The 22,961-nt window shown below is 69.9% G+C and carries 17 protein-coding genes and 1 pseudogene; 6 read left to right on the forward strand and 12 right to left on the reverse strand.

Annotation, left to right across the window (positions count from 1 at the left end):
- Nucleotides 1-737: 737 nt before the first annotated feature.
- From QK440_RS36560 to QK440_RS36570, 3 genes are all read right to left on the reverse strand, one after another.
- The gene (locus QK440_RS36560; RefSeq protein ID WP_282797575.1) at nt 738-1,358 is read right to left on the reverse strand and encodes a hypothetical protein; all 621 of its coding nucleotides are present in this window, start codon (nt 1,356-1,358) and stop codon (nt 738-740) included.
- A gap of 1,126 nt (nt 1,359-2,484) precedes the next feature.
- On the reverse strand, nt 2,485-2,898 hold the full coding sequence (locus tag QK440_RS36565) for a hypothetical protein (RefSeq protein WP_282797576.1): 414 nt from the start codon (nt 2,896-2,898) through the stop codon (nt 2,485-2,487).
- A gap of 397 nt (nt 2,899-3,295) precedes the next feature.
- Nucleotides 3,296-3,649 (reverse strand): hypothetical protein, encoded by a 354-nt coding sequence (locus QK440_RS36570; RefSeq protein WP_282797577.1) that lies wholly within the window; start codon nt 3,647-3,649, stop codon nt 3,296-3,298.
- Nucleotides 3,650-4,130: 481 nt separating this feature from the next.
- On the opposite strand from QK440_RS36570, the gene QK440_RS36575 reads away from it, so the two are divergent.
- Nucleotides 4,131-4,948, forward strand: a protein-coding gene (locus QK440_RS36575; protein ID WP_282797578.1) for an IS5 family transposase whose coding sequence is annotated in 2 segments (ribosomal slippage) — nt 4,131-4,466 and nt 4,469-4,948 — 816 coding nt in all. Because the reading frame shifts where the segments join, the coding sequence is not laid out codon by codon here.
- A gap of 149 nt (nt 4,949-5,097) precedes the next feature.
- Here QK440_RS36575 and QK440_RS36580 read toward each other — a convergent pair.
- From QK440_RS36580 to QK440_RS36610, 6 genes are all read right to left on the reverse strand, one after another.
- Nucleotides 5,098-7,992: a tetratricopeptide repeat protein gene (locus QK440_RS36580; protein WP_282797579.1), complete on the reverse strand. Its 2,895-nt coding sequence runs from the start codon at nt 7,990-7,992 to the stop codon at nt 5,098-5,100.
- 864 nt (nt 7,993-8,856) lie between these two features.
- The gene (locus QK440_RS36590) at nt 8,857-10,257 is read right to left on the reverse strand and encodes a hypothetical protein (RefSeq protein WP_282797580.1); all 1,401 of its coding nucleotides are present in this window, start codon (nt 10,255-10,257) and stop codon (nt 8,857-8,859) included.
- Entirely contained in the window at nt 10,244-12,166 is a 1,923-nt protein-coding gene (locus tag QK440_RS36595; protein ID WP_282797581.1) for an AAA domain-containing protein, read from the reverse strand. Before QK440_RS36595 ends, QK440_RS36590 begins: the two co-directional genes overlap by 14 nt.
- Nucleotides 12,163-12,612 carry a protein kinase gene (locus QK440_RS36600; protein ID WP_282797582.1) on the reverse strand — a complete coding sequence of 150 codons (450 nt, stop codon included), beginning with the start codon at nt 12,610-12,612 and terminating at the stop codon, nt 12,163-12,165. The genes QK440_RS36595 and QK440_RS36600 overlap by 4 nt, the downstream gene beginning before the upstream one ends.
- Nucleotides 12,613-13,157: 545 nt before the next feature.
- Nucleotides 13,158-13,454, reverse strand: coding sequence for a hypothetical protein (locus tag QK440_RS36605; RefSeq protein WP_282797583.1), 297 nt, complete (start codon nt 13,452-13,454; stop codon nt 13,158-13,160).
- A complete protein-coding gene (locus QK440_RS36610; RefSeq protein WP_282797592.1) occupies nt 13,451-13,633 on the reverse strand; it encodes a toxin-antitoxin system HicB family antitoxin in 183 nt (60 codons plus the stop codon). The genes QK440_RS36605 and QK440_RS36610 overlap by 4 nt, the downstream gene beginning before the upstream one ends.
- 180 nt (nt 13,634-13,813) lie before the next feature.
- Between QK440_RS36610 and QK440_RS36615 the strand changes: the two genes are divergently transcribed.
- Both QK440_RS36615 and QK440_RS36620 read left to right on the forward strand, forming a co-directional pair.
- Nucleotides 13,814-14,674 (forward strand): immunity 49 family protein, encoded by an 861-nt coding sequence (locus QK440_RS36615; RefSeq protein ID WP_282797584.1) that lies wholly within the window; start codon nt 13,814-13,816, stop codon nt 14,672-14,674.
- A gap of 170 nt (nt 14,675-14,844) precedes the next feature.
- Entirely contained in the window at nt 14,845-15,426 is a 582-nt protein-coding gene (locus QK440_RS36620; protein WP_282797585.1) for a hypothetical protein, read from the forward strand.
- Between the two features lie 2,141 nt (nt 15,427-17,567).
- On the opposite strand, the gene QK440_RS36625 is transcribed toward QK440_RS36620, so the two are convergent.
- The gene (locus QK440_RS36625; RefSeq protein ID WP_282797586.1) at nt 17,568-19,583 is read right to left on the reverse strand and encodes an SMI1/KNR4 family protein; all 2,016 of its coding nucleotides are present in this window, start codon (nt 19,581-19,583) and stop codon (nt 17,568-17,570) included.
- 418 nt (nt 19,584-20,001) lie between these two features.
- On the opposite strand from QK440_RS36625, the pseudogene QK440_RS41505 reads away from it, so the two are divergent.
- Nucleotides 20,002-20,118, forward strand: a pseudogene (locus tag QK440_RS41505) (NAD(P)-dependent oxidoreductase); the annotation flags it as partial.
- A 32-nt stretch (nt 20,119-20,150) separates the two neighbouring features.
- On the opposite strand, the gene QK440_RS36630 reads toward QK440_RS41505, so the two are convergent.
- Nucleotides 20,151-20,618: a hypothetical protein gene (locus QK440_RS36630; protein ID WP_282797587.1), complete on the reverse strand. Its 468-nt coding sequence runs from the start codon at nt 20,616-20,618 to the stop codon at nt 20,151-20,153.
- A gap of 78 nt (nt 20,619-20,696) precedes the next feature.
- On the opposite strand from QK440_RS36630, the gene QK440_RS36635 reads away from it, so the two are divergent.
- Nucleotides 20,697-21,098, forward strand: a complete 402-nt coding sequence (locus tag QK440_RS36635; RefSeq protein WP_282797588.1) for a hypothetical protein — start codon at nt 20,697-20,699, stop codon at nt 21,096-21,098.
- A 294-nt stretch (nt 21,099-21,392) separates the two neighbouring features.
- Here the strand turns inward: QK440_RS36635 and QK440_RS36640 are convergent, their stop codons facing one another.
- On the reverse strand, nt 21,393-22,076 hold the full coding sequence (locus QK440_RS36640; protein ID WP_282797589.1) for a TetR/AcrR family transcriptional regulator: 684 nt from the start codon (nt 22,074-22,076) through the stop codon (nt 21,393-21,395).
- Nucleotides 22,077-22,138: 62 nt separating this feature from the next.
- On the opposite strand from QK440_RS36640, the gene QK440_RS36645 reads away from it, so the two are divergent.
- The gene (locus QK440_RS36645) at nt 22,139-22,903 is read left to right on the forward strand and encodes a proline hydroxylase (RefSeq protein WP_282797590.1); all 765 of its coding nucleotides are present in this window, start codon (nt 22,139-22,141) and stop codon (nt 22,901-22,903) included.
- The last annotated feature ends 58 nt before the right edge of the window (nt 22,904-22,961 follow it).

Consider the following 22,961-nt stretch of genomic DNA (forward strand, 5'->3'; position numbering starts at 1 on the left):
GACCATCTACCTGGCCGGACTCCACCTCGCCGCCATCTTCATCTGGTCCGCGCGGTGATCCGAAGGAAACGCCCTAGGTAGGCGTCGCGGTCAGCGTCGGCCAGGTGGGCGAGGCACGCGGTGTAGCCGGGGACATGGATGCCGTGGCAGCCGACCGGGTCGGCTGCAGGGTCTGCGCCGTGTGCACAGTGCGGCCAGGGTGGCGGTTCGGATGTGCTCATGGTGCGGCGGGTCCACGGTCAGGTGCCTGTACGGACGCTCGAGCGACGGGAACGGTTCAGGCTCGACCGTCACGAACACAGACGCCGCCAAAGTCGCGTCGGCCGACTCGACGTGCGGCAGATCGCGTTCTCGCTCAGGGAGTGGACGCGCTGACGGTGACGTCCGGTGCTGGAGGATGCGGCACGGGTCGGCCGGGGATCGCGTCGGCTGCGCTCGCGCCGTTCGCGAAGCGTGAGCGCACGGCTCAGGGGGTGGCTTCGTCGTGCAGCGGCCCGTCGAGTTCGACGGCCCCGTCGTTAAGTCGTGGCAGGGCCCTGTCCCGTCGGCAGTCGCTGGGGGGGGCGTGCAGACGGCGCCGGGGATGGCGACGGGTGAGTGGGTGAGGAGCTGGGCGACGGTGTCGGTGGTGTGTCCGCGTCTCCAGGTCAGGCAGTAGCGGGCGTTGGCGCGTCGGGCGGGTGTGGTGCTGCTGCGGCGGTTGTATCCGCCGGGCCACCACAGGTACACGCGGGTCATCAGGGCGCTGTGTAGCGGGGTGTGGGCGGTGGTGGCCCAGTGTGCGGCTGCGGTGGCCTCGCTGGGGGTGAGGCCGTGCTCGCGCCAGACCAGTCGGTGAGTCCAGGTGGCTGGCTGGTGGTCGTCGGTCTCGTGGGGGGCGCGCGCATCAGCAGGTGTACGTCGCTGGCGCCCAGGTTGCGGGAGCTGTCGAGGAGTTCGAGCTGGCCGCCGGTGGGCAGGTGGTGCAGGAGGAGGCGGCGCTTGCTCATGTCGGCGAGGCGTACCCCGGGCAGGCCGGCGAGTTCGATGGTGCCGTCGGTGAACTCCCGGACGGTGGGCATGAGGTACAGAGCGACGCGGGCCGCCGCGGTGTTGGTGCGGATGACGAGCCGGTCCTCACGGGGGCTCACGGAGCTGAAGTAGCGCTCCAAATCGGCGAGGGTGCCGTCGAAGGGGTGCTCGCGGACGGGGCTGAAGAAGCAGGCGAACAGCAGGGCCTGGAACGCCTGCTGGCCGGGGTGCGCAAGGTCGAGCACGAGGCGGCCGCTGGGGCGGCGGATGGAACGCAGGTCACGCTCCGGGAGGCCCAGCAGTTCGCGGCAGGCCGCGAGGCAGGCCTTGTCGTGGGAGAAGGGCATAGCGGTTCCCCCATCGGCTGCGCCCGGATCAGCAGCGGTGCTGGGGGGTTCCGCGGTACAGCGGGTGATCGGTGAAGGGGAGACGCAGGTATCGCACCTTTGGGCCCGTTCGAGTTCGTCCGGGCGAACTGCGGCGGCCGGCCGGTCTCCCGCGGCTGTGCCGCACACCGTAGCCCGGCGTGGTGCGGCGGCACGTACGAAGTGCCCGCGGCGCGCCCGAGTCCACCCGTCCGGCCCTTCCCCGGCACCGGCCGCCGCCCCGGGCGGGCAGGTCCAGCAGCGGTCGCTGCGAACCGGCCGGGGAGCTGTGGTGGGGGGATCCCGTGGAGGACGTCTCGTCCGACGCGCCGGCCGGGGAGGTCATCGTCGGACCGTCCGGGGACCGCGTCGGCTGCGCTTTCGCCCCGCGCCAGGGGGGGGCGCGCCGGCTCGGAGGGCGGCCTAGGTGGAGCGCAGCAGGGCATCGTCGCAGGTCAGAGAGTTCGTGGTTGACATTCGGACGCCTTGTCCGCGATAAGTTCCGCTTCTCCATCGCGGTTCTATTCCCTAAGTAATCCTGGGAACATCTGCGTGCGAAGTCGAATCACAGCTAGTCTGCATCTCAGTGCAAACCTCGTGTCTCCTAGTTGGGCATCACAGTTGAAGTGCCAAACGAAGAGATACGAACAGCCCGCCCCGTCCCAGTCATGACACAAGGCGGGCTGTCGCACTGAACTAGCGGTTGCGGGAGATGACGAGGTAGAGGATCACAGCCGAGATGACCTCGGCTGAAACTGCAACAGCAAGATCCTCAAGGCGCCGTCGCCTCCCGCAACCGCGGGGTGCGACAACGCGTACCACCCTCCGGATGCCGCGGCTCGTCGAGCCACGGCACCTCCTCCACATCCGCCTGAGCCACATGCCTAAACGCACTTCTCCTCCTTGAATCGTCATGGGCCCTTCAGGCACGCGCAGTTCCGTGCCTGAAGCGCCCACGGAGGACCAAGGTGGGGCTCGGTCGGAGCCTATTCGTATGACGCTCCGGGCCGCCGGTATATGCGGGAATTCGTCCTGCCGAATCGTGTCCCGCCGTGGTGACAGCAGCCGTACAGCCGCCAGCCGGTGAAGAGGTGTTCTATGGATAGGGTCAGCGGACGCTGGTGACGGTGACGACCGCGTGTCGCGTCGTGCCCGCGAGCACCTCCACGACCAGACCTCCGGGCATCGCCGTGTACGGCTCCCCGTCCTCGGTGCGCGCGGGCCGCCCGGGCCCGGCGGCCCGCGCGTGCGCCGCCGCCTGCACCGCGAGCGCGGCCGTCAGCCGCTGCGACACCGCCCGGCGCCCGTCCGGCAACCGCATCACTAGCGCCCGCAGCTGCCGCATGGTGCCGGTGTAGCCGACCACCTCGGCGTCCACCGTCTCCGAATGCCTGATCTTCTGCCAGATCCGGCCCGGCCGGTACAGCGACGAGCCGCGCTTCGCGACGATGCCCTCCAAGCCCTGCTCCTGGAGCGCCTCGTACCAGGTCATCGCGGTCTCGTAGTCGTCCGTCGCGGGCACCGGCTGCAGCGGCGGCCCGAGCGGCTCCAGGACGTCAACGACACGACATCGACGCCCGGAGGGGGATGCAGCACGAAGTGCGCCAGCAGGGCGGACTTTCCCGCCCACGCCGGGGCCACCCAGCGCCAGTAGCCGGCGCCGGGACGGTCCGCCGGGGCCTCGTGCGCGCAGAAGGCGGCGAGCTGGGAGAGTTCGCTCTCCCGCCCCTGGAAGTCGGAGGCGGCGAGAGCCTGTTCCACCTGCAGTAGATAACCGGAGACGGCCGCACGCCCCCCACCTACCTGCACCACGCTGTCGATCATCACGCCGCTGTTGGCGAAGGCCCCGGCTCCCTCGGCGCAGGATCCGCCTGTCTTGCGCGCTGTGGCGCGGCTGCGGAAGAACATCGAATACACCGCTATGCCTGCCGCCGGTAACCGGTGTTCGCGCTGCCGCCGTCCGCCCGCGCATCACCGGTCTCCTCGACGGACACCGCACCGCCGGACGAGGGGGCAACAGCACCCGTGTTGGCGTCCCCGCCGCCGGCGGCCGTGGCACGCCCGGTCCTGGACACCCGTACCGACGTGCTCCCGGACGGGGCCAGCAGCGCGCAAACGCCGACCCCCAGAGCGGCCACGCCGACCACCGCGGAAACCACCCCGGCCACCTGGTTCGCCCGGCCCCAGCCCAGCAGCGACAGCCCACCGACGAAAACCGCGAGGATCAGCACCGTCGTGACCAGAACAGCGCGCCGACCGCCCTGAACAGGCATCCCTTCCCCCCTCACCCCGTGGAGCGGCAAGACCACAAGGAACCCGGTACGGGCCCCGCCCTATGCCGAGCCCCACCATACGGCCGCGCCCGGCATCGCCGTTGCTCCTTCCATGGGGAAGGCCTCTCCCTCGCCTCGGTCGGGGTCCGCATCGTGCACCGCCCGCAGAGCGCGTGCCCGACCGATCCGGTGCCCGCCGAGGTCTTCCCGCTGCGCGTGCCCCGAGCCGCCCTGCAGCGCAGGTTCCCGGCGTCCTGGGGACACGACTTCGCGACGTCATCTGTCCGCTCCAGACCGGTGTCGGCCAGGATCCGGCGCGCGTCCTGTAACAGGCCCGGAGCGTCCGCACAGGCCGAGCTCGGCGCAGAACGACCGGAGCGGGCGGTGGCATGGGGCGCGGCCGCGAGGGCACGTGGTCAAGAGGTCCTAACGCAAGTTGTTGATCAGGTGACCGTCGGCTTGTCTGTTCGTTGGTCGGGGCGTGGGGAAACGTCAGTCGCGGCCGTGGATCGTGTCGGACGGACTGTGCTCGCTTGTCGAGCCGTTACTGCCTGAGCCGGGGCCGAAGCTGGTGGCGGGCCGGCCGCGAGTGCCGGACCGGCAGGTGCTGTGCGGGATCCTGTTCGTGCTGCACACCGGCATCCAGTGGGAGTATCTGCCGCAGGAGCTGGGTTTTGGTTCGGGCATGATGTGCTGGCGACGCCTGGCCGCCTGGAACGAGGCCGGCCTGTGGGACCAGCTGCACGTGGTGCTGTTGAAGAAGCTGCGGACGGCGAAGCAGCTCCACTGGTCGCGGGCGGTGATCGACTCCTTGCAGGTCAGGGCGGCCCGCCGGGGCCCAAAAGCGGTCCCAGCCCGGTCGACCGAGCACGGCCGGGCAGCAAGCACCACGTCCTCACCGATGGGCAGGGCATCCCGCTGGCGGTGTCGCTGACCGGCGGCAGCCGCAACGACGTCACCCAGTTGCTGCCTCTGCTCGACAAGGTCCCACCAGTCGCCGGTGTCGTCGGCAGGCCGCGGCGACGGCCGGACATGCTCTTGGCGGACTGCGGCTACGACCACGACAAGCACCGGCGGCTGCTGTGGCGAAGAGGCATCCGGCCTGCGATCGCCGAACGTGGCCAGCCACACGGCACGGGCCTGGGCATCTCCCGCTGGGCCGTCGAACGCACCATCTCCTGGCTCCACGGCTTCCGCCGTCTGCGCATCCGCTGGGAGCGACGAGACGACATCCACGAGGCCTTCCTCGGTCTCGCCACCTGCCTCATCACACACCGCCACGTCCAACGCCTTTGTTAGGACCTCTTACAAGCCGTATCGGTTCCTGGCCTCTCCAGCTGGTCCGGTGATCCACACTGGTCACTGGCGGGTGAGTGCTTGCCGCAGGCTCGTGCCGCCCAGGCTCCCGTGTATGCGGCCGCTCCCCGATCTGGGCAAACCCGATGCCCTTACGTTGCCTGGTTCCGCCAGTGAGCAAGGTTGCGTCGCACGACCGGCACATGTGGGTGGTCTCCGCCCAGCACCTGCACCATGCGTTCCAGCAGTTGTTCGTTCGCGGTTACGGCTCCGGCGGCATCGCCTGTCTGCCCCAGCCAATGGGCGAAGCTGCCCCATGCGGCGAAGGTATGGGGATGGTTCTCACCGAGGAGCCGCCTGCGAGCAACAAAAAGTTGCTTGTAGGCCTGCGCAGCTCCGGCTGCATCGCCCATATCCCCGCGGGCGAAGGCGAGGTGACCCCGGGTGGCGAGGGTGTCGGGGTGATCCTCCCCCGGCAACCGGATCTGGTCGGCCAGCAAGTCGGCGAAGGCCGCCGTCGCTCTCGGCACCTCCCCCGCCGCTCCCCACGAAGAAGCGAGGTAGCTCCGGGTAGCGAGCGTGTCGGGGTGGTCCTCTCCCAGCACCCGGACCCGGTCGGCCAACAGGTCGGCGAAGGCCTCCGCCGACCCCGACACATCCCCCGCCTTCCCGCGATAGAAGGCGAGAAAGCCTCGGATAGAGAGAGTGTCAGGATGATCCTCTCCTAACACGCGCACCATGTGTTCCAACAACTCAGCGAAGGCCGCCGTCGCCCCCGACACATCCCCCGCCTTCCCCCGCAAAGAGGCAAGGTGGTTCCGGGTAGCGAGCGTGTCGGGATGGTCTTCTCCCAACACGCGCACCATGTGTTCCAACAACTCAACGAAGGCCTTCACAGCCCTCGGCCTGTCCCCCGCCGCCGCCTGCCAGGAAGCAAGGTTGCTGCGGGTGATGAGGGTGTCGGGGTGATCCTCCCCCAGCACCCGGATCTGGTCGGCCAACAGGTCGGCGAAGGCCTCCGCCGCCCCCGACACATCCCCCGCCTCGCCCTGCCAGGAAGCAAGGTTGCCGCGGACAGCGAGGGTGTCGGGGTGATCCTCCCCCAGCACCCAGATCTGGTCGGCCAACAGGTCGGCGAAGGCCTCCGCCGCCCCCGACGCATCCCCCGCCTCACCTTGCCAAGAGGCAAGATTGCTCCTGGCCCAGAGGGTGGCGGAATGGTCGGGACCAAGGCACCGGCGGGTAGCTTCGGTGAGTCCCTGGTGATAGTCGCGGGCGGCGGCTACCTGACCAGACTCGCCGAGGCTGGTGCCCATGCGGTACAGCACCCTATGCGCGTCCGGCTGGCAGAGGGTGTCCATAGCGCATTGGGTAAGGGCTGCTGTGTTGGCGCGCAGGGCCTGGGCGAGGTCGGTGTCGCGTTCGTTCTCGGGCCAGGTGGCCAGCAAGGCCTCGGCGGCGGTACGCGCGGTCTGGCGGTGCTGGCGGGGGGTGAGGGTGTCGCGGGTGGCACGCTGGATGAGCCGGTGGACGCGGACGGCCTGGTGCGGAGTGGTGGGGGTGTGCTCGACGAGGCTGAGCCGGTGCAGAACCCGAAGGGCGCCGATCATTTCACCGGTATCGACGAATATGAGGGGAGCCTGCCTTCTGAACGGCCACAACTTCCAGCGCGGCACTCGTTCAGGGCTCGCACGGTGAAAGCGGACGGCCTGGTGCGTGATGGTGGGGGTGTCCTCGACGAGGCTGAGCCCGTACAGAACCCGATGAGCGCCGATCATTTCACCGGTATCGACGAATATGAGGGGAGCCTGCCTTCTGAACGGCCACAACTTCCAGCGCGGCACTCGTTCGGGGTCCGCACGGTGAATAACGAGGTAGGTGAGAGCCGGCCAGCTGGTCAGGACGTCCTGGGGGATGCCGTTGCCGTCGAGCAGCGAGACCAGTTGGAGCATGGGGCGGGCCAGCCCGACAGGGCGCAGGGTGTCGGCGCGGTCGATGGACAGGGACCAGGCGGCGGCCAGGGGCAGGGCCTGGTCGTCGGGCAGAGCGTCGGGGGCGAGGGCGGCGAGGGTGGTGGTGCGGTCGGCGAGCAGGGTGCGGTAGCCGGACACGGTCACACCGGCATCGACGATGTAGGCGGCGGCCTGGGCGAGAGCCAGCGGCAGATGCCCGAGATCGGCGGCCAGCGCGCTCAACTCGTCGGCACGTTCGCCGTGTCCGGCCAGCGAAGTGGTGAGGTAGGCGAGGGCCTCGTCCTGGGTGAACAAGCCGACCTGGATGGTGTGGCGGCCGTCGGCGGCCAGGGCGGCGTCCCGGCGGCGGGTAGTGACCAGTGTGCGGCCATGGAGGCTGGTGGGTGGCCACAGGCCTTTGAGGTCGTCGGGGTCGGTGACGTCGTCCAGGACGATCAGCCACCGGCACGGCTTCGCTGCGGCCTTGGGGGTGAGCCAGGCGAGGAAGGACCGGGCGGCCTGTTCCAGATCACTGGGATCGGCCCGGCACAGCTCGATACCGGCCTGGGCGTACCCGGTCACAATGGAGGAACGGTCGCTCGCGGCAATCCACACCAGGACATCGAGGCCGCCTTCGGTGCTGGTGTCGCTCCAAGCGGCGCGGGCGTAGTCAGCGGCGAGCTGGGTCTTTCCGACTCCGCCCATACCGGTCAGGAGCTGGGTGAGGACCGTGGTGCCGCCGCCGTCGGCCGTGGCGCGCAGACTGTGGGACTCGGCGCGGTGCTGGTAGGACCGCGCGGCGGGCGGGATGACGCCGACCTGGTGCGGCCAGGGAGCTGGTTCCTGGGGCGGGCGCTGCTGGACCGTCAGGCTGTGGACATAACCGGTGACGGCCGTCGCGCCGCCGGTGGCGGTCGCATCCCCCGTGCGGGACAAACGGACCGGACCCCAAGGCCCCTGACCGGCTCCCGGGGCCGGGCCGCGGTAGCCGGTTACCGCCGAGGCGCCGCCGGAGGCCGTGGCGTGGCCGGTGTCCGCCGTGGTCGCCGGCTGCTCAGGTTCCTCGCCCTGCGGCGTACGCGATGCTCTCGCCATGGGCCCGGGCCCCTAGTTCGTGTAGTCGATGCCGGAAACGGAGTGCTCGCCGCTGGCCTCGCCCGTCCGCTGGGCGGTGGCCCGGCCGCGGCCCCGGCCGCCGGGCCGCTTGATGCCGCTGACACCTCCACGGGCGGCCCTTCCCGTCCGAACAGCCCGGTCCGTCGGTCCAGCAGGCGATGGGTGCTGCCACAGCACCCACACCAGAGCCACAATGCCAACCGCACCCTGGACGCAGGCCCCGGCCAGCTCCCCCGCACCCGGGCTGTCAAGCAGCCAGACCAACGGCGTCGATGCGATGCCTCCCGCCGCCAGCACCACGACCGCGACCTTCCACCCCCGCGCCATGCCAACCCCCACACCCTGTTCCTGACGATCCGCCAGACCAGCATCCCGCGCCCGTCGTGCGGCCGCGCCACTGCGCTGTCGGATCGTCAGCACCTACATACGCCACCAGCGGTACCCGACGAGCACAACACGCGTAGGGCAGGCTCCCTGAACTCCCCTCCACAGCACAGTCAGTTCGCGACCGGACCCACCCCCGTGGCGCTGGAGCCGCGTAGGGCCCCGTGTATGCCCAGCACCCCGTTCCGGCAGGCTCTAGTTCAGGAAAGTGGCCAGGCCGAAGCTGATCGCGCCGGACCAGACGGGACGGGGCATCGCACGTCCGCGTTTAGTCCCGGCCGTCTTGGTGCCGAGTGCGCTCTGCGCTCGAGCGGTGACCGCCACGACATGCGGTGGTCGTAGACCTCCTCCGCCTGCGGAGGAGGTCTCAGCCAGGCGCCACCGGTTGAGGTACACCGGCAGGCCCATGCCGGTGACAGTGGGCATCGGACGACGCTGGCTCCTTTTGTCACCAAGGCGTCATGGCCTGCGCTGTTCTTTGATCATTTGGAGGTAGCGGGCGTACTGGGTGTCGGCGTTCTGGCGGTTGCGAACGAGGCTGCCTTCTTCCATTCGGTAGGTGCGGTCGGGGTCGCCTTTGAAGGACAGCCAGTTGAAGGAGGTGGTGACCCAGACATCGTCGTAGAGAAGGATTTTCGCGTGTGTGCTCTTGAGCCGGGTGAAGGTGAACTTGTCCTTGTACCGGTCGGCGAGGTTGGCGAGTTTACGGATGGCCGCAGGGTCGGTCTTGGTGTCCTTTTCCTCGTAGCCGTAGGCGATGTCGACCGTCACGTTCTTGGTGAGCCGGCCTTCGAGCTTGCGGAGGAAGTCGGTCGTGATGATCGCGTTCTTGATCCAGGGAGCGATGATCAGAAGGCGGCGGCGGGCACTGGTGAGGGCTTCGTCGAGGACTTCGGGATGCTCGAAGACGCCGATGGCTCGGATTTCGTCTTCCTGAGGCGTCTGCGGAGCTTGGGGTGGTCCCGGCACAGGACGTGGGGAGCCGAGCTGGACGGCCGCCTCTGTGGCGCGCTGCTGGGTGACTTCCTGTAGCGGTACGCGCTTCTGCTCCAGGTCCGGGTCAAGTGGGGGGCGCTCGGGCGGAGGGGCCACGGTGATACCGAGAGCCTTCGCTCCTCCGTGGCCGAGGAGCTCGAGTTCGTGGGGCTGGCTCCGCTCGCCGTCGATGACCACGCCGAGTTCGATGTCGGTGCGCTGCGGGTCGGCGTAGACGAGCAGTTTCACCGGAAGTACTCGGCGAGCGGGAGTCTGGATAATGCTTCTGACCTGGAGGATCTCGCGGTCGGTTCTGCCGTTCTCTCTAAGCAGTGCGGTCAGTTCGGCCGCGGTGATGTCTCCGTCGTCGACCGGTCCGGAGCGGGCGACCGGCAGCATGATCATGCCGTCGTCCAGGGCTTGGCCGCGCGGGATGGTTGTACGTCCGTCGTAGGGAGCTGCCTTCCACCGCATTTGATCAAAGAGGACGGACTGGCTCGTACGCACGGGAGCCACGGACGCGGCCGTCAGGGCTGTGTTGCGGCCCTTGTCGGTCAGCCGCAGCGTCGGCTGGTCGTCGCTGCCGGCCGCCAGCCTGGCCCAGCGCAGGTCGTCGGAGCCGAACAGCTGGGCGATGGTCTGGTCGACCATTGCCTTGGGCAGGCCGAGCACGCCAGCGATGCCGCGAGGGCTGGTCATCTGATGGTCCACCAGCCGGAGCACGAACTCCTCGGTCAGCGGCAGGCCCTTACTGTCCTGAGCGAGGACTTCGGCGGTGACGCGGGTGACGGGCAGCGCGGCGTCGACGATGTCGATGAGCTCGAGCCCGGCCTGTGCGTTGTGGAAGCGGGCGGCCAGGAGGCTGTTGGCACTAAACGTATGCATCGCGGATCTCGCAGTCTGCCGGGTGGCCGCTCATGTAGTCGAGGACGTCGCGCAGGGCGCCGGGTTTGCTGCGGCAGAAACCGGCGTCCCCGATGATGATCAGGCCGTAGCGGGCACGGGACAGCGCGACGTTGATGCGCCGCCAGTAGGGCTCGCCGAGGAACCCGAACCGGCCTTGCCGGTTGCTGCGGGTGACGGAGAAGACGACGAGGTCGCATTCGCGGCCCTGCACCGCATCGACGGAGAGTGCCTCGGCTTTGAAGTGCTTGAGCTTGCTGGATGCCAGCCGCCGGGTGAGCTCTTCGACCTGTCGGCCGTAGGGTGCGATTACCAGGACCTCGAGCGGCTTGTCCGGCGGGGGCTTGATGACCTGCTTGCCGATGGCATCGTCGATGACCTTCAGGCGCTGGAGAGCGAGCTGCGCTTCCAGCCGGTTGAGGAGGCTGGTGTCGGCGGCGGTCTCCGCTTCGTGCCGGTCAGGTCGGGCGCTGGTGTCCAGCCACAGCACTGGCTTGTTCACCAAGTCGTACCCAGGCAGCTGGTGAGGGTTGCAGGAGAGCAGTTCACCACCGTAGAAGCAGGTGCTGATCAGGTTGCCGATCGCGGGCGTCATTCGGTACTGCTCACGCAGCAGGTGCTTGACCGGGGCGTCGGTGTGGCTGGCGAGGTACTGGAACAGCGTCGTTTTGACCAGCTCGGGTATCAGCTGGTGTTCCGTCATGATCTTGTCGTCGCGTAGCAGGTCCTCGTCGATCGGCGGCAGCTGCTTGGCGTCGCCGACCAGGACCCACCGCTTGGCCCGTGCCAGTGGCACCAGTGCCTCGGTCGCGGTTGCCTTTGATGCCTCGTCGAAGATGCACAGGTCGAAGTCGAGGTCACGGGCCGCAGGGTGGCCCAGGAAGCCGAGTGCGGTGCCGCCGATGACATGCCGGGTTCGCAGAAAGGCCGCGACGAGATTCTGGTCGGTGCCGATGCGCTGCAGCCACTCGCCTTGCAGACGCAGCAGGTTCATCAGCTGCCTGCCCGGACCAGAAGGGCCCAGGAGGGCCTCGACCGCGTCACGGGCTTCCGCGGCGCTGATGTGCTCGCGGAGAGTGAGCTCTCCATCCAGTACGGACTGCACTCGTGCGAAGAGATCGGCCCGCTGCTCCAGAAGGTAGTCGCGGCGGGCGCGGGCGGTGACGACTTCCTCACCGAGATCCCGCGCGGAGGTGGTGCGTTCCGGTACAGGCTGCTCGGCCAGTTCTTTCAGACGCGAAGTGACGTGGGCCAGGTCGGCGGCCACTGCGGCGAGTTCCTCCAGCAGCAGGGCGGCCTTGAGGTGGTGGGCGTGCTGTCCGCTGTTCGCGGAGACCGCCTCCAGGTACTTCTCCGCCCGCGTGCGGACGCTTTGCGTCCACTTCTTCACCTGCTTGTCCAGGAGGAGCGGTTGGGCGCTGTCCGCCACCCGGGGGTCGTCCACACGGCCCAGACGGACCAGCCCGGTGATGCCGGCGTCCTCCAAGCGCTTGAGGGCGTTGTCGATGGCGATGTGCGTCTGGCTGACGATGAGAATGCGGGCATTCGGGTTGCGGTGGAGGGTCTGCTCGACGATCTCAGCGATCACCGTGGTCTTGCCGGTGCCGGGCGGCCCTTCCACCAGTAGCAGGTCCTGGCCGCCCAGGGCCTGGATGACGACGTCACGCTTGCTCTGGTCCAGGTCTGCACGCACCCAGGTGGTGACTTCGCCGGGCGGGCTGGTCGTGATGCTCGCCGGATCGTCGATGATCTGGCGCAGCCGCGGATTGGCGGTCTGACCGGCCGCGACCGCGCTCAGTGCATCACGCTGCCGGTTAATCGCGTTCTGGCTCGGTCCTAGGTAAGGCAGCAAGACACCTCGGGCGGGCAGGGTGCTCTTGAGGCGGGTCATCCGCAGCACCACCCTGTCGTCGGTGCGCTCGATGACCTCACCGCGGTCGACGGGCCGGCCGAAGAGGTACTCGGCGACCGACCACTCGTCTCCGACCTCGGCCGTGATGTCGGGCTCAGCCAGTCCAGCGGCCGACCGTCCGCCATCTCGTCCTTCAGGGACCGGTCGACCCACTCCAAGACGATGTAATACCGTTCGAGTTCGCCATCCCATCCGGAATCAAGCAAGCGCACAATGTGCGGATGCTCCAGAGCCCCAAGTGCCGAGGTCTCACGCTCCAGGAAGATCCGGGTGATGGCGTCGTCCTCACGCTGCTTGAGCAGCTTCACCGCCACCTGATCGCCGCTCGGGCTGGTGATGTCAACGCCCCTGCGGACTTCAGACAGCCCACCCGCGCGGGCCTCGTCCGGCAGCAGCGCGAACCTGCCGCTGATAGTTTTCCCCACCCGATGCTCCTCGCATTCCCCTGCCCCTGTGCGGCACACCCCAAGACCCCATTCTGCCAGCGGTTTCACCCCGTGACAGGCGTTCGGTGCACCTGGATACCAGTCGCCGGCCGCGGCGGCTCAGCTCAGCCTCGCCCGCGGCCTGAACCAGTTGGAGTCACCTCAATGAGCCCGGAGCCCACCTCACACCAAGCAACTGAGCAAATTGCCGGTATTAGGAGGTGTCACTGCCCCCTCTGAGGCCTGGATGTAGGCGATGGCGACGCCGCCGTAGCCGACTCGTTGCGGGTCGGCAGTAAGCGCAGCAGCACGATCTGCTCAACAGGGCGGCCGCGCGCCAGCAGGCGTCGGATGTGCTCTCGCTCCGGCTGTTGACGCAGTGCCGGGCGATACGGCGGCGACCAGGGCGGAGCAGTCGAACGTGACCAGGTCCTTACCGCCGTACGCGTTCAACCGCAACGGGCGCTCCCGGTGTTCTCCGTGCGAGCGGAAGTGGTTCGGCGAACGCAGAGCCGTCCTCGCCCCAGCCCATCTGCCATTCCTTGCTATAGGTCCAGGACGGCTCGCAGTGCCTGGTCCACGCGCGCCATTGCTTCTGTGTCGGCTTCACCGCGCAGTTTGGCGTCATCGAAGCGGGTGGTGCGCAGTTGGACCAGGTTCACGGCTACGGCGGTGCAGGGCAGGGGGTCGCTGATGACGACGGATATGGCGGTGTCGGGGTAGCGGCCCACGGGGTGCAGGAGGAGGGCCACTACCGCGCCGTAGGCCTCCTCGAGCCCGGTCAGGGACACCACCAGGACGTCGCGGCCGTCGGGCAGGCTCCAGATCTCGCCGCGCCTCACAGGCTGTCGCCCTCGCCGGCCAGGTCCTCTCCCAGGCCGAGTGCGGCGAGCTGGTGCGCGGCATCCAGCGTCGCCGCCCGCCGGGCCGCGCGCACCACGTAGGCGTTCACGCTCAAGCCCGCCTCGGCGGCAGCCGCCCGGATAGCGGGGGCGAGATCATCAGGAACCCGCAGGGTCATCGTGGTCACAAAAGCCCTCGCGATCACGAAGATGCGAGGACCCAGCCGAGCAGCCTATCCAGGTCAGGCTATCCATACGTGCCGCCATCGGAGCTGTTAAGGCGCTAAGCAAGGCCACCGAGAACAGGTACGTACGCTGTGCGACATGCCGGAACACCTCAAGATCTACAAGGAGAGTAAGTGGCCACGAGCATTCCCCGGCACCCCTACCCCACGGACAACGCGGCCGAAGGCACGGCGGTACTGAACGAGACCGTGACCTGGATCCTTGAGAGTCTTGAGCATTCTGAGGTGGCGCGGGCCCAGGCCCTCAGCACCATGGTGACCGTGGCGAAATCGCACTGTGCCTTGGACCCCTTGGCCGGGAAGATCGAGAGCTGGGAGGCATGGGTCACTGCCATGCAGACCGGCTCCGCTCTGTTCGCCGCCGCGACTACGGACGAGGGGAGCGTGCAGTGCCGCATCGGCAAGGCGACAAGGACCATCCCAACGAGCGGCCCACGGTCCTACACGGACGCCGGAAACTGGGTATCTTCGTTCTACCTGGCTCTTGTCTGCCGCGAACAAGAACGCCTCAACCAGCTGGCAAGGGTACCGATCTCGCTGCTCAGGAAGTCCGGAGCGGTGTACGACGAGTACATCTACGCCTGGGTTGACGCCCTGCAAAGGTACTGGCACGGAGAGCCGGGGGTGATGGACAAGCTGGTGGAAGCGGTCGACGGCACCAGCCCTCAGGTGGCTCACGTCACCGACGGGGAGCAACTGCTGAAGATCTCGTATCCACCGCTCGAGCTCTTCCACCGTTACCTGACCCAGGAGCACGAGAAGTTCAACGAGGCGCTGTCCTACGCACTCACATGGCACAAGGAGTACTGGACCGGGGACGAAGACCGTGCGATGAGCAGCGCGGGTCTTGTGGCTCTCGGCCCGCTGGCCTTGGCCTGCCTGGCCCGTGAGGCGGGTTTTCCCATCGAGGTTGAGTCGGCCTACCTGCCGAAGGCGCTCCTGGAGTACGCCTGGGCGGGAGAGCTCGACACCTGATGTAGGTGCCCGGGGCTCGCGGGTGAAGGTCTGAAAACCCAAGCCTCCACGCTCTAGGATGCGGGGGTCGTGCCGGTCGCAGCCGGCGCGGCCTCCGCCCACCGTGCACCCGTGACCACCGGCGGAGAAAGGGCAAGGACATGCCGGTTCCTGTTTCGCACCACCAGTACGTGCTGCTCGACACCGACGCGGAAGCCCCCTTCGAAGACATCGACGCCAGGCGGGCCGGCAGCGGCCTGGTCAGCGTGAACGCGGAGGGCACCTATGCCAGCGTGAAGACCGGCACCCCGGACGGCGAACTCGACGTCACCTTCGATGTCCATCCCGCCGAAGCACCGGCTGACTTCGGCGACTGGGACGAGGTCGTCGAAGTCAGCCTCTACTTCAGCGGCGCCGGCCCGCTGGCGGGCGACCCCGTCAGCGACGACTACGTCACCGTCCCCCTCCTCGGAGGGGAGGACGACTACCAGTGGTGGCGCTTTCGCATCCACGCCCGCGGCCGCGACACCGTCCATGACCCCTCAGCCCCACCCGAGCAGCACCTCGTCCAGGTCTGGCCCGCCCCGCGGGCACCGGAGATCCGGCACAAGCTCACCGACCAGACCGGCCACCGCCGCCGCAACCCCGACCCCGACTACTACGCCCGGGTCAAAGCCGCTGAAGCCGCCGCCTTCCTCCCCGAGGGCACAACCTATGCAAGCCAGCCAGTGACATCGCTCGCGGCCAAGCTCGAAGAAGACCAGCAGCACTAGCCACACCGAGCTGCCGGGCGTGACGGCAGACCCAACCCACGTGCGAGAACTCTGCGCGATGGGTGGGTCAGTGGTCCGGCACGCTGCCGTCGGTGGCCCGGAGATCAGGCCCGGCCAGCCATCAGGTCTTGGAGCACGGCGGCGGCCCCGGTCGCCCCCGCGGCTGTCGCGCTGCACGACCCAGGCGCCGGCCGGGCGGACTGAGCGGGCGGCCCACGCGGCGCCCGCAGGCCTGTCACCGCGCCGAGCCCCGGCGCGGGACTCGGCGCCCTGGCACGGGAGCGGGACCACGACGCCGCCGAGCGATCGCGGACGCCGCCGAACGGGACCCGGGCCAACACCGCAGCCAGCGACCCCGCAGTCTGGAGGCCGAAGGTGACCGAGTCCGGTCCTAACGAGGCGCGGCTGCGGCAGGATGCGGGGGCAAGCCCCGCCTGGGATCCGACTGCGAGCAGGGATCGACAACACCGTGAATGCCAGGGATGCGCACGATCCGAGCGGCACGAACGCTCGCCGGACAGCCCCTCCGAACGTTCCGTGCAGGCGCCTCGAGCTGTACCTGCCCCACCTCGCGCGAAGCACCGAGCGGCTCGGCGCCGGCCCGGGCATTGCTCGACGCGGCGACTCCGCTGCACGCTCACGCAGCGTCCGCACCGTGGCCGCCGCCGCAACCGGACCCGGGCCTGAGCCCGCGGCCGCCGACCGCGTCGATGCCCGCGGCACCGTCGACCCCGAGTACGCCTTCGGCCCTTACGCGTGCGCGCGGGCGGGACCTGGCGACGCGGCGCAGGATGGCGACCGCGCGAACCGCGCAGGCACCCCGGGCGCGGCCGACGCATGCGGGGGGCCGGGCGCACCAGGGCGAACCAGGCTGGCTGGCCAGCGGCACAGGGCAGCGCGGTCCGGGACCGGACCCGGGGGGCGTACCCGGGCGCGGTGAGCCGGGCGTGACGGCCGACGGGCAGGTGGACGCAACGCAGCAACACGGGCAAAACCAGGACGGCGGCGGCCGACCGCTGAACCGCGCCGCCCGAGGACCGAGGACCGGGGCCCGGGACCGCACAAGCGCGGCCGACGGCGATACGGACGGCGCGAGCTCGGCAGCACAGGGCGAACGCGGCGACCGGGACCGGGACCGGGACCGAGCGAGTGCAGCGCGCGGCCGTGCGTTTGTGGACGGGGCATGATGGCGGATCGGGGACCAGTCCCACACTCCGCGGCCGCTCGGCGAGCGGGAGGCCAGCGGCGTCCGGGACGGCGCGGTTGAGGACCGTCCGGACTACGTCGTGGCGCAGCAGCGCCGCAATGTCGTGGCCGGACAGGCGGTCGGTGCTCTGCCGGGCGATCGCCTCCCTCAGCTCCAACCAGGCCGGTGCCGCGGCACGCTCAGCGGCGGGCGCCGAATCGGAGCCGACCGCCGCGGCTTCCTGGCTAGCGTGCGTGCTCCAGCACAGTCTGCAGGGCCAGGTGGCTGGCGTGCTCGGCGTCCCCCGCGTCCTAGTTCCTCGACAACCACCAGCCAGTCGCCGTCCCGCACCGCCACCGGCACGGCCCGCACCCAGCGAGCCACCAGTCGGCGCGCGAACATGCCCCGGCCTAGCCAGCGCGGTGACGTGCGCAAGCAGTGGACGCCGACCGGGGGCGAGGACGCCGAGCAGGGCCAGGCGCAGCAGTGCGTCCAGCGTGCCCCGGGCCGGCGGCGACCTGTTCGGTGCGAGCGGCCAGCCACGGGCAGGCGAACTGCGAGCCCTGGAGCAGGGGCTTGCGCGCCTTGATTCCGATACTTCCTCTTGAGCAAGACGTTCTGCGAGGGCGCAGGCCTTCTGTGCCGTCCGCCCGACGCCGCACTCGGCGATCCCGTCCCGCTCGTAGGCTAGCCCGATGACCGAGGGCGGGTCGGCGACCGACCGTTTGCCGTACAGCAGCGCTTCCAGAACTGTACGGCCACCATCTCTTACTGGGGCTGCGCCAGACGCTTCTCGCTGGCGGCCCGCTGCGCCTCCGGCTGTGTCCGGCGTGCGCGGCAGGGGCTGACGGCCGTTGCCGCGTGGGCCCGTCGTGGCGCGGCCCCGCTCTCCTCGCCGGGTCAGTTCGTGCTCGCGTACGGCTGAAACCGGAGGCCCTGGGGTGCACGCACGGGTTCAGCCGGCGTCGTGCTTCAGTGTGACCGGGCCGAAGCTCATCACTACATAGGTCTCCCCCGGCCCGGGTGGCCGCGTCCAGGAGCGGGTGGTGAAGGTGTGCAGACGACCGTGGTCAAGGGCGGAGCGGGAAAGCGTGACACCGAATGCGGCTGCGATCGCCGTGAGGGCGGTGTCCTCACCCGGCAGCCCACCGTCCTGCTCACTGTTGCGACCACCCTCAGGCTCGTCGCCGCTTCCGCCGTCCCGCTCCTTGCCGCCGCCGTCGTGCGGTCCGCCGTCCCGGATCGCGGGGAACAGAACGGCCGGGTCCAGGTTTTGCGGAATGTCCCCGGAGCGCTCGCACCGGGTGCCCCGGACCGTGAACGCATACCGCTCCGTGCCTCGCTCGGCGACGGACAGGTGGAACAGCGCGCCCCTGCCGAACTCGTCGGCCTCACCCCACACCACCACCGCGCGGCCGTGCCGGGACGCCGCGACGGCCGGGGAGACGAACCGGTCCTCGTTGAACGGTTGCGGATCGTCGTCGAAGGCGAAGCTCCAGCCGGGCCCCGCTCGGCCGACGGCGACCAGCGCCTTGTCGTCGTAGGAGGACGTCGTGCGCACGCCGGAGTCGCCGTTGGACCGCGACGCGTGGCGCGCATCCCATAGCGTCATCGGCGGGTTCAGTTCCGCACCGTCCTCGACGCCGACGAGCGCGGGCAGCGCGGCGGGCTCTACACCCTCGACAAGGAGAAAGCGGTACGCGGTGCGCTGTCCGTTCCCGGGGCGGTCCGCGAGCCAGGCCAGCCCCTCGGGGTCCTCGTCGGCCACAGCACCGGCAACCCCGGTCGCCTCCTCGCCCCGGGGCGTGGCCAGCAGGGCCCGGCCGCGCCCCGGGGTGAACAGCGGTTCCAGCAGCGGGTCGGCGGTCAGGCCGACCGGTGCGAGGTGGTCGGGCCCCAGGGGCTGCCACCGGGGTAGTGCCGCGGCGAGAGTCCGCCAGGCCGCGTCGGTCTCGCCCCACCGCATCTGCTCCCGCGCCGCCGCCACGGCGTCACCGAACGGGCCCGCCTCGGTGTAGGCGTAAGTCCCCTCCTGGAAGTGCTCCAGCAGCGTGCGCTCGAGCGCACGCACCTCCTCCGTCCCGCCCCGCAGGTGGTACTCGTACGCCCCGTCCCCCCATGACCGCCTCTCCCGGCTGTTGATCAGTGCGGGCAGCAGGTCCGGCGCGTAGCGGGGGTCGGCGGCCAGGCCGCCGAGGGAATTGGTGTAGCGGTGGCCGAGCATCCAGGTGATCTGCTCCCGCAGAGCTTTGGCCCGGGGCCTGCCGAACGCGCAGGCTTCCGCGAGCGCTGCCTCGGCCCGCTCGTAGTCCCCGCGCAGCGCGTCCCGCCGCGCCTCCTCCACCTGCGCATCCAGCGCCTCGGTAGTGGCATTCGTGAACAGGCGCCCGTCCTCGCGTCCCGCCTGCAGGTGATGGAACTCCCGGTAGGCGGCCTGCATGAACTCCCAGAAGCTCCGGTGCCGCTCGAAGTCGGCCCGCCACGGCGCCCAGGTGAGCACGGCCCACTCGCCGTGCTCATCCACGTCCTGCGGATCCAGCGCCACGGACACAGCATCGGACTCCACGTCCAGTTGCAGACCCCGTGTCCAGACCAGGGCCTCCTGGAGCTCTGCTGGCGTCGCATTCTCATGCAGATGCTCCAGGAACATCTCGGTCAGGTCCGTCTCGGCGTCCGGACGGTACGCCTCCCGCGTCCCCGCGAGCCGCCACACGAACCCGCCCGCGTGCCGCCACCCGTCGGTGACCTCCAGGAACTGCCGGTACGACGGCGGCAGCCGCAGACCAATGCGCTCCTCAAGAGCCGCTATGCACGCGCCCGTCGCGGGGGCGAAGCCCAACCAGCGCTTCTCCAGAGCCTCCTGGTCCTCCACGTCCGGCACCTCGTCCGGATCGTACGCGTCCGCCCACTCCCCGCTCCAGCGTGCGAGGAAGGGCCGCCAGTCATACGTCATCTCAGCGGTTTCGGTCATGGCGCGATCGTCGCACCCGGCACTGACATCAACGCTCCGTCACTGCGGGCCGCTGCCCAGGCAACAGTGGCTTTCAGTCCTGTTTCGGCTCCGCCCGATCGGCTGCCAAGTCAGCCGGACTCCGAGCGGGCCGTCGCCTGGCAGGGGCCCGGCATGATGCCAGGATCCTGGGAAGGTGCCCTGCGGGGGCGTGGCGTGCCGGCGCCGCGCCCCCGCAGGGCCGTCTGTATGTTCCGGGCCAGGCGCCGCAGGTCGGCTCATACGGCGCGGTCCTCGTACCCGAGCAACGATCCCCTGGCCGGTGCAGTTCCATACGCTGGGCACCTGGCGGGCACACGCAGCGGTGGCGCTGCCGCCGGGACCATTCAGGCCGTCTCTGTGACCGACGGGAGCGCCCAGCTTCCCGGCCGAGGCCGCCATGCACGCCGTCCACGTCGACGGAACGGCCCGGTTCCTGGAAGCCGCCGCCGGACGGCCGGTGGTGTGGGTGAGCAGCGCCAACGTCTACGCGCCACCCGGCCCCTCCCGCATCACCGAAGACCACCCGGTGCGCGAGCACCTGAACGCCTATGGCCTGACCAAGGCCGCCGGCTCCGGGCTCAGGGACCTGATCAGCGTCGTCCCGCCCTGCATCAACTCGCCCGCGGCCGCGGCGCGTAGCTCGGCAAGCTCCTGCTCGCTCGGCTCCAGCCCGAGGCCCTGGTCATCGCCGACATCGCCGAGGTCCTGGCGGCGGCCGCCGTTCGCCGCTTCCCTGACCCGGGCGAACGCTGCCTCCACCTCCCGCTGAACCGCACGGCTGGACGGGGCCTGCCAGTCGCTCTCGTACCGCTCGGTGCGGGTGCGGATCTGCTGGATGCGGTGGCGACGGGCGGTTTCCTGAGCACCGCGCCACCGCTCGATCGCGTCGGCCCGTTTGGCGGGAGTGTCGAGGACCCTCTCCGCACCGGCCAGCAGCACGGCGAGCAAGCCCGAGCCCCGGCGGACCCTGGCCGCCCCGCCGCGCAGGTGCAGCCAGCCCTTTACGTCGGTCACGGTCCATCCGGCATCGCCTGGCGGAGGATGAGTACGGATACTCATGCATCGTGTGGTCCTTGCGGCGAGAGTGCACCCATGACGCGTCTGCGCACGGGCCGGGCCCTGAAGGGGGCGATGGTTACTGCTGTGGCCGTCTTCGTGTGCCATGTGATCCTGAGCGCGGGCTTGGCAACGGCACGTGCTGAGCGGCAGGCCCATTCCGAGGAAGCCTGGGCGGGAACCGTCGCGTGGCTCGCGGCGTTCGTCCTGAACACCGTGTTTGTGATGCCCTTGCTGCTGTGGGCGGGCATGCGGATTCTGCGGGAGAAAGACTGCCACCTGCTCGTCGTCGGTGGCAGCCTGGTCTGGTTCCTTGGGGCCGGGTACGGCGTCGACGGCATCGACTCCGTTGAAGGCGGCCTTCTGCCGGTACCCCTGCTCCTCGGCGTCGTTGCCCTGGGAGCTCTGCTTTCCATCCCGACAGCACCTCCCGACTGACACCACCCCAAGCAACGCATAGAAAACGGCACCGCCCGTTCTCGTCCGTCTGGCCGGTTTCACGGGTGCGGGCGCCTTGCGTGCAGGGGCGGTGCGGGCGGCCGCCCGGCGCATGCTCAGGGTGGTGTTGTCGGCCCAGGCCACCGTGTCGTCCTTGTAGCGGGGCCGCGCGGCCCGCAGTCGGCGACCGACCGCCGAGGTGTGCGCGGTATCGACCGACTCCACCACTCCTGTGCCTGCAGCGGAGCTGTGCAAGCGGCTTGCTCTTCCGCGGCCTACCGATCCCCGGCAGGCCTAGGGTCGGCCCCTCTCGGCCGCCTGCTCGGGCACTCCGGCGGTCCGGGCGGGGTCGGCTGCGCGGATGAGCTGGCGCAGCGCGCCGTAGTAGGTCTCGTGGTCGACGACGGCGGCCAGCACGGTGCCCAGCTGGCCGGTCAGGACGGGGAAGTCCTGTGGGTCGAGTGCGGCCAGTGCGCGCCGGGTGGCGGCCTGGGCGGTCTTGGGGTCGCGGTGGTTGACGAAGCTGGCGCTGCCCAGGGTCAGCAGGTACAGCCGCCGGTAGGTGACGATCGCCTCCTGGGGGCTCATGCCGGCTGCCAGGGAGTCGGCGAGCTGGGGTTCGACCAGGCGTTTGAGGAGCTGCGGGCCGAGCCAGGGGCGGTCACCGCGCAGGATGACCAGTCCCGGATGCTCCGTCAGCAGTTCGTAGAGCGCGGTGAAGCGCTGCTCGGTGGCTGTGGCCCAGTCGGCGCCGGCCGGGATCTCGGGCAGGCGGGCGGCGAGGTGGTCGGTGACCAGGTCGAGCAGTCCGGCCAGGTCGGTGCAGCGGCGTTGGAGGGAGGCGACGGAGATGTTCAGTGCGGCGGCCAGGGTGCGGAAGCTCAGCGCGGTGGGCCCGTCCCGGTCCACGAGCAACAGGGCCTGTTGCGCGATGTGTTCGGGGGTCGCCTGGGTCAGGGAGGTGGTTTGCCTCGGCATGCGGGTCAGCGTACGGTACGTCGTACCGTCACGGTAGGTTCATGCGTTTTTACGGAGGCGAAATGCCCCGCACCACGGCCCTCGATCCGCTGTTCACGGCAGTGGACGCGCCGTCCTTCACCGACCGGTACCTGGCCACCCTGGCGGCCGGCACCCTCGCGGCCGTCCGCGTGCCCGGCTTCCTCGACGAGGCCGCGTGCGCCGCCGCGCTGGCCGCGGCCGCCCGGCTGCCCACCGCCGACTACGACGCCTCGCGCGTGCCGACCCCGATCGTCCGGTTCGGCCCGGCGCTCAACGACTACCGCGGCCCAGGCGGCCGCCTTCAGGCGGCGCGCTACTGGCGCGACGCCGAGGCCGCCCGCGCGGCCTGGCAGCGCGCCGGGATGCGCCCGGGCCCGATCGCTGTCTGCCTGGCCCGCCTCGGCTGCGCCTGGGGCACGGCCGTCGCTGCGGCCACCATCGATGGCCGTCAGGTCTTCGGCGGCACCCTGCGCGAGATCAACGCCGGGGCCCTGGTCCACTACGACGACATCAACCGCGAGTTCCCGGCGGGCCTGTTCGACCAGCAGGTACTCGCCCAGCTGGCCTTCAACGTCTGGGTGTCGGCGCCCGAGTCCGGCGGGACCAGCACTGGCGTCACCGCTGGGAGCCCGCCGACGAACAGCACCGCCACGCCTACGGTTACCGGCGCGAGGCGGTCGAGCACTGCCAGCGCATCGATGTCAGGCCGCGGCTCGGCGACGCGCTGCTGTTCAACCCCGCGAACTTCCACGCGGTCGAGGCGAACACCGGGCGCCGGATCGCGTTCGCGTTCTTCCTCGGCCTGACCACCACCGGCCAGCTCATCACCTGGTCCTGACCCTCCCCCTCTCCCCCTCTCCCCCT

The sequence above is a fragment of the Streptomyces sp. CC224B genome (assembly GCF_030010595.1).
In the GTDB taxonomy this organism is placed as follows: Bacteria; Actinomycetota; Actinomycetes; order Streptomycetales; family Streptomycetaceae; genus Streptomyces; species Streptomyces longispororuber.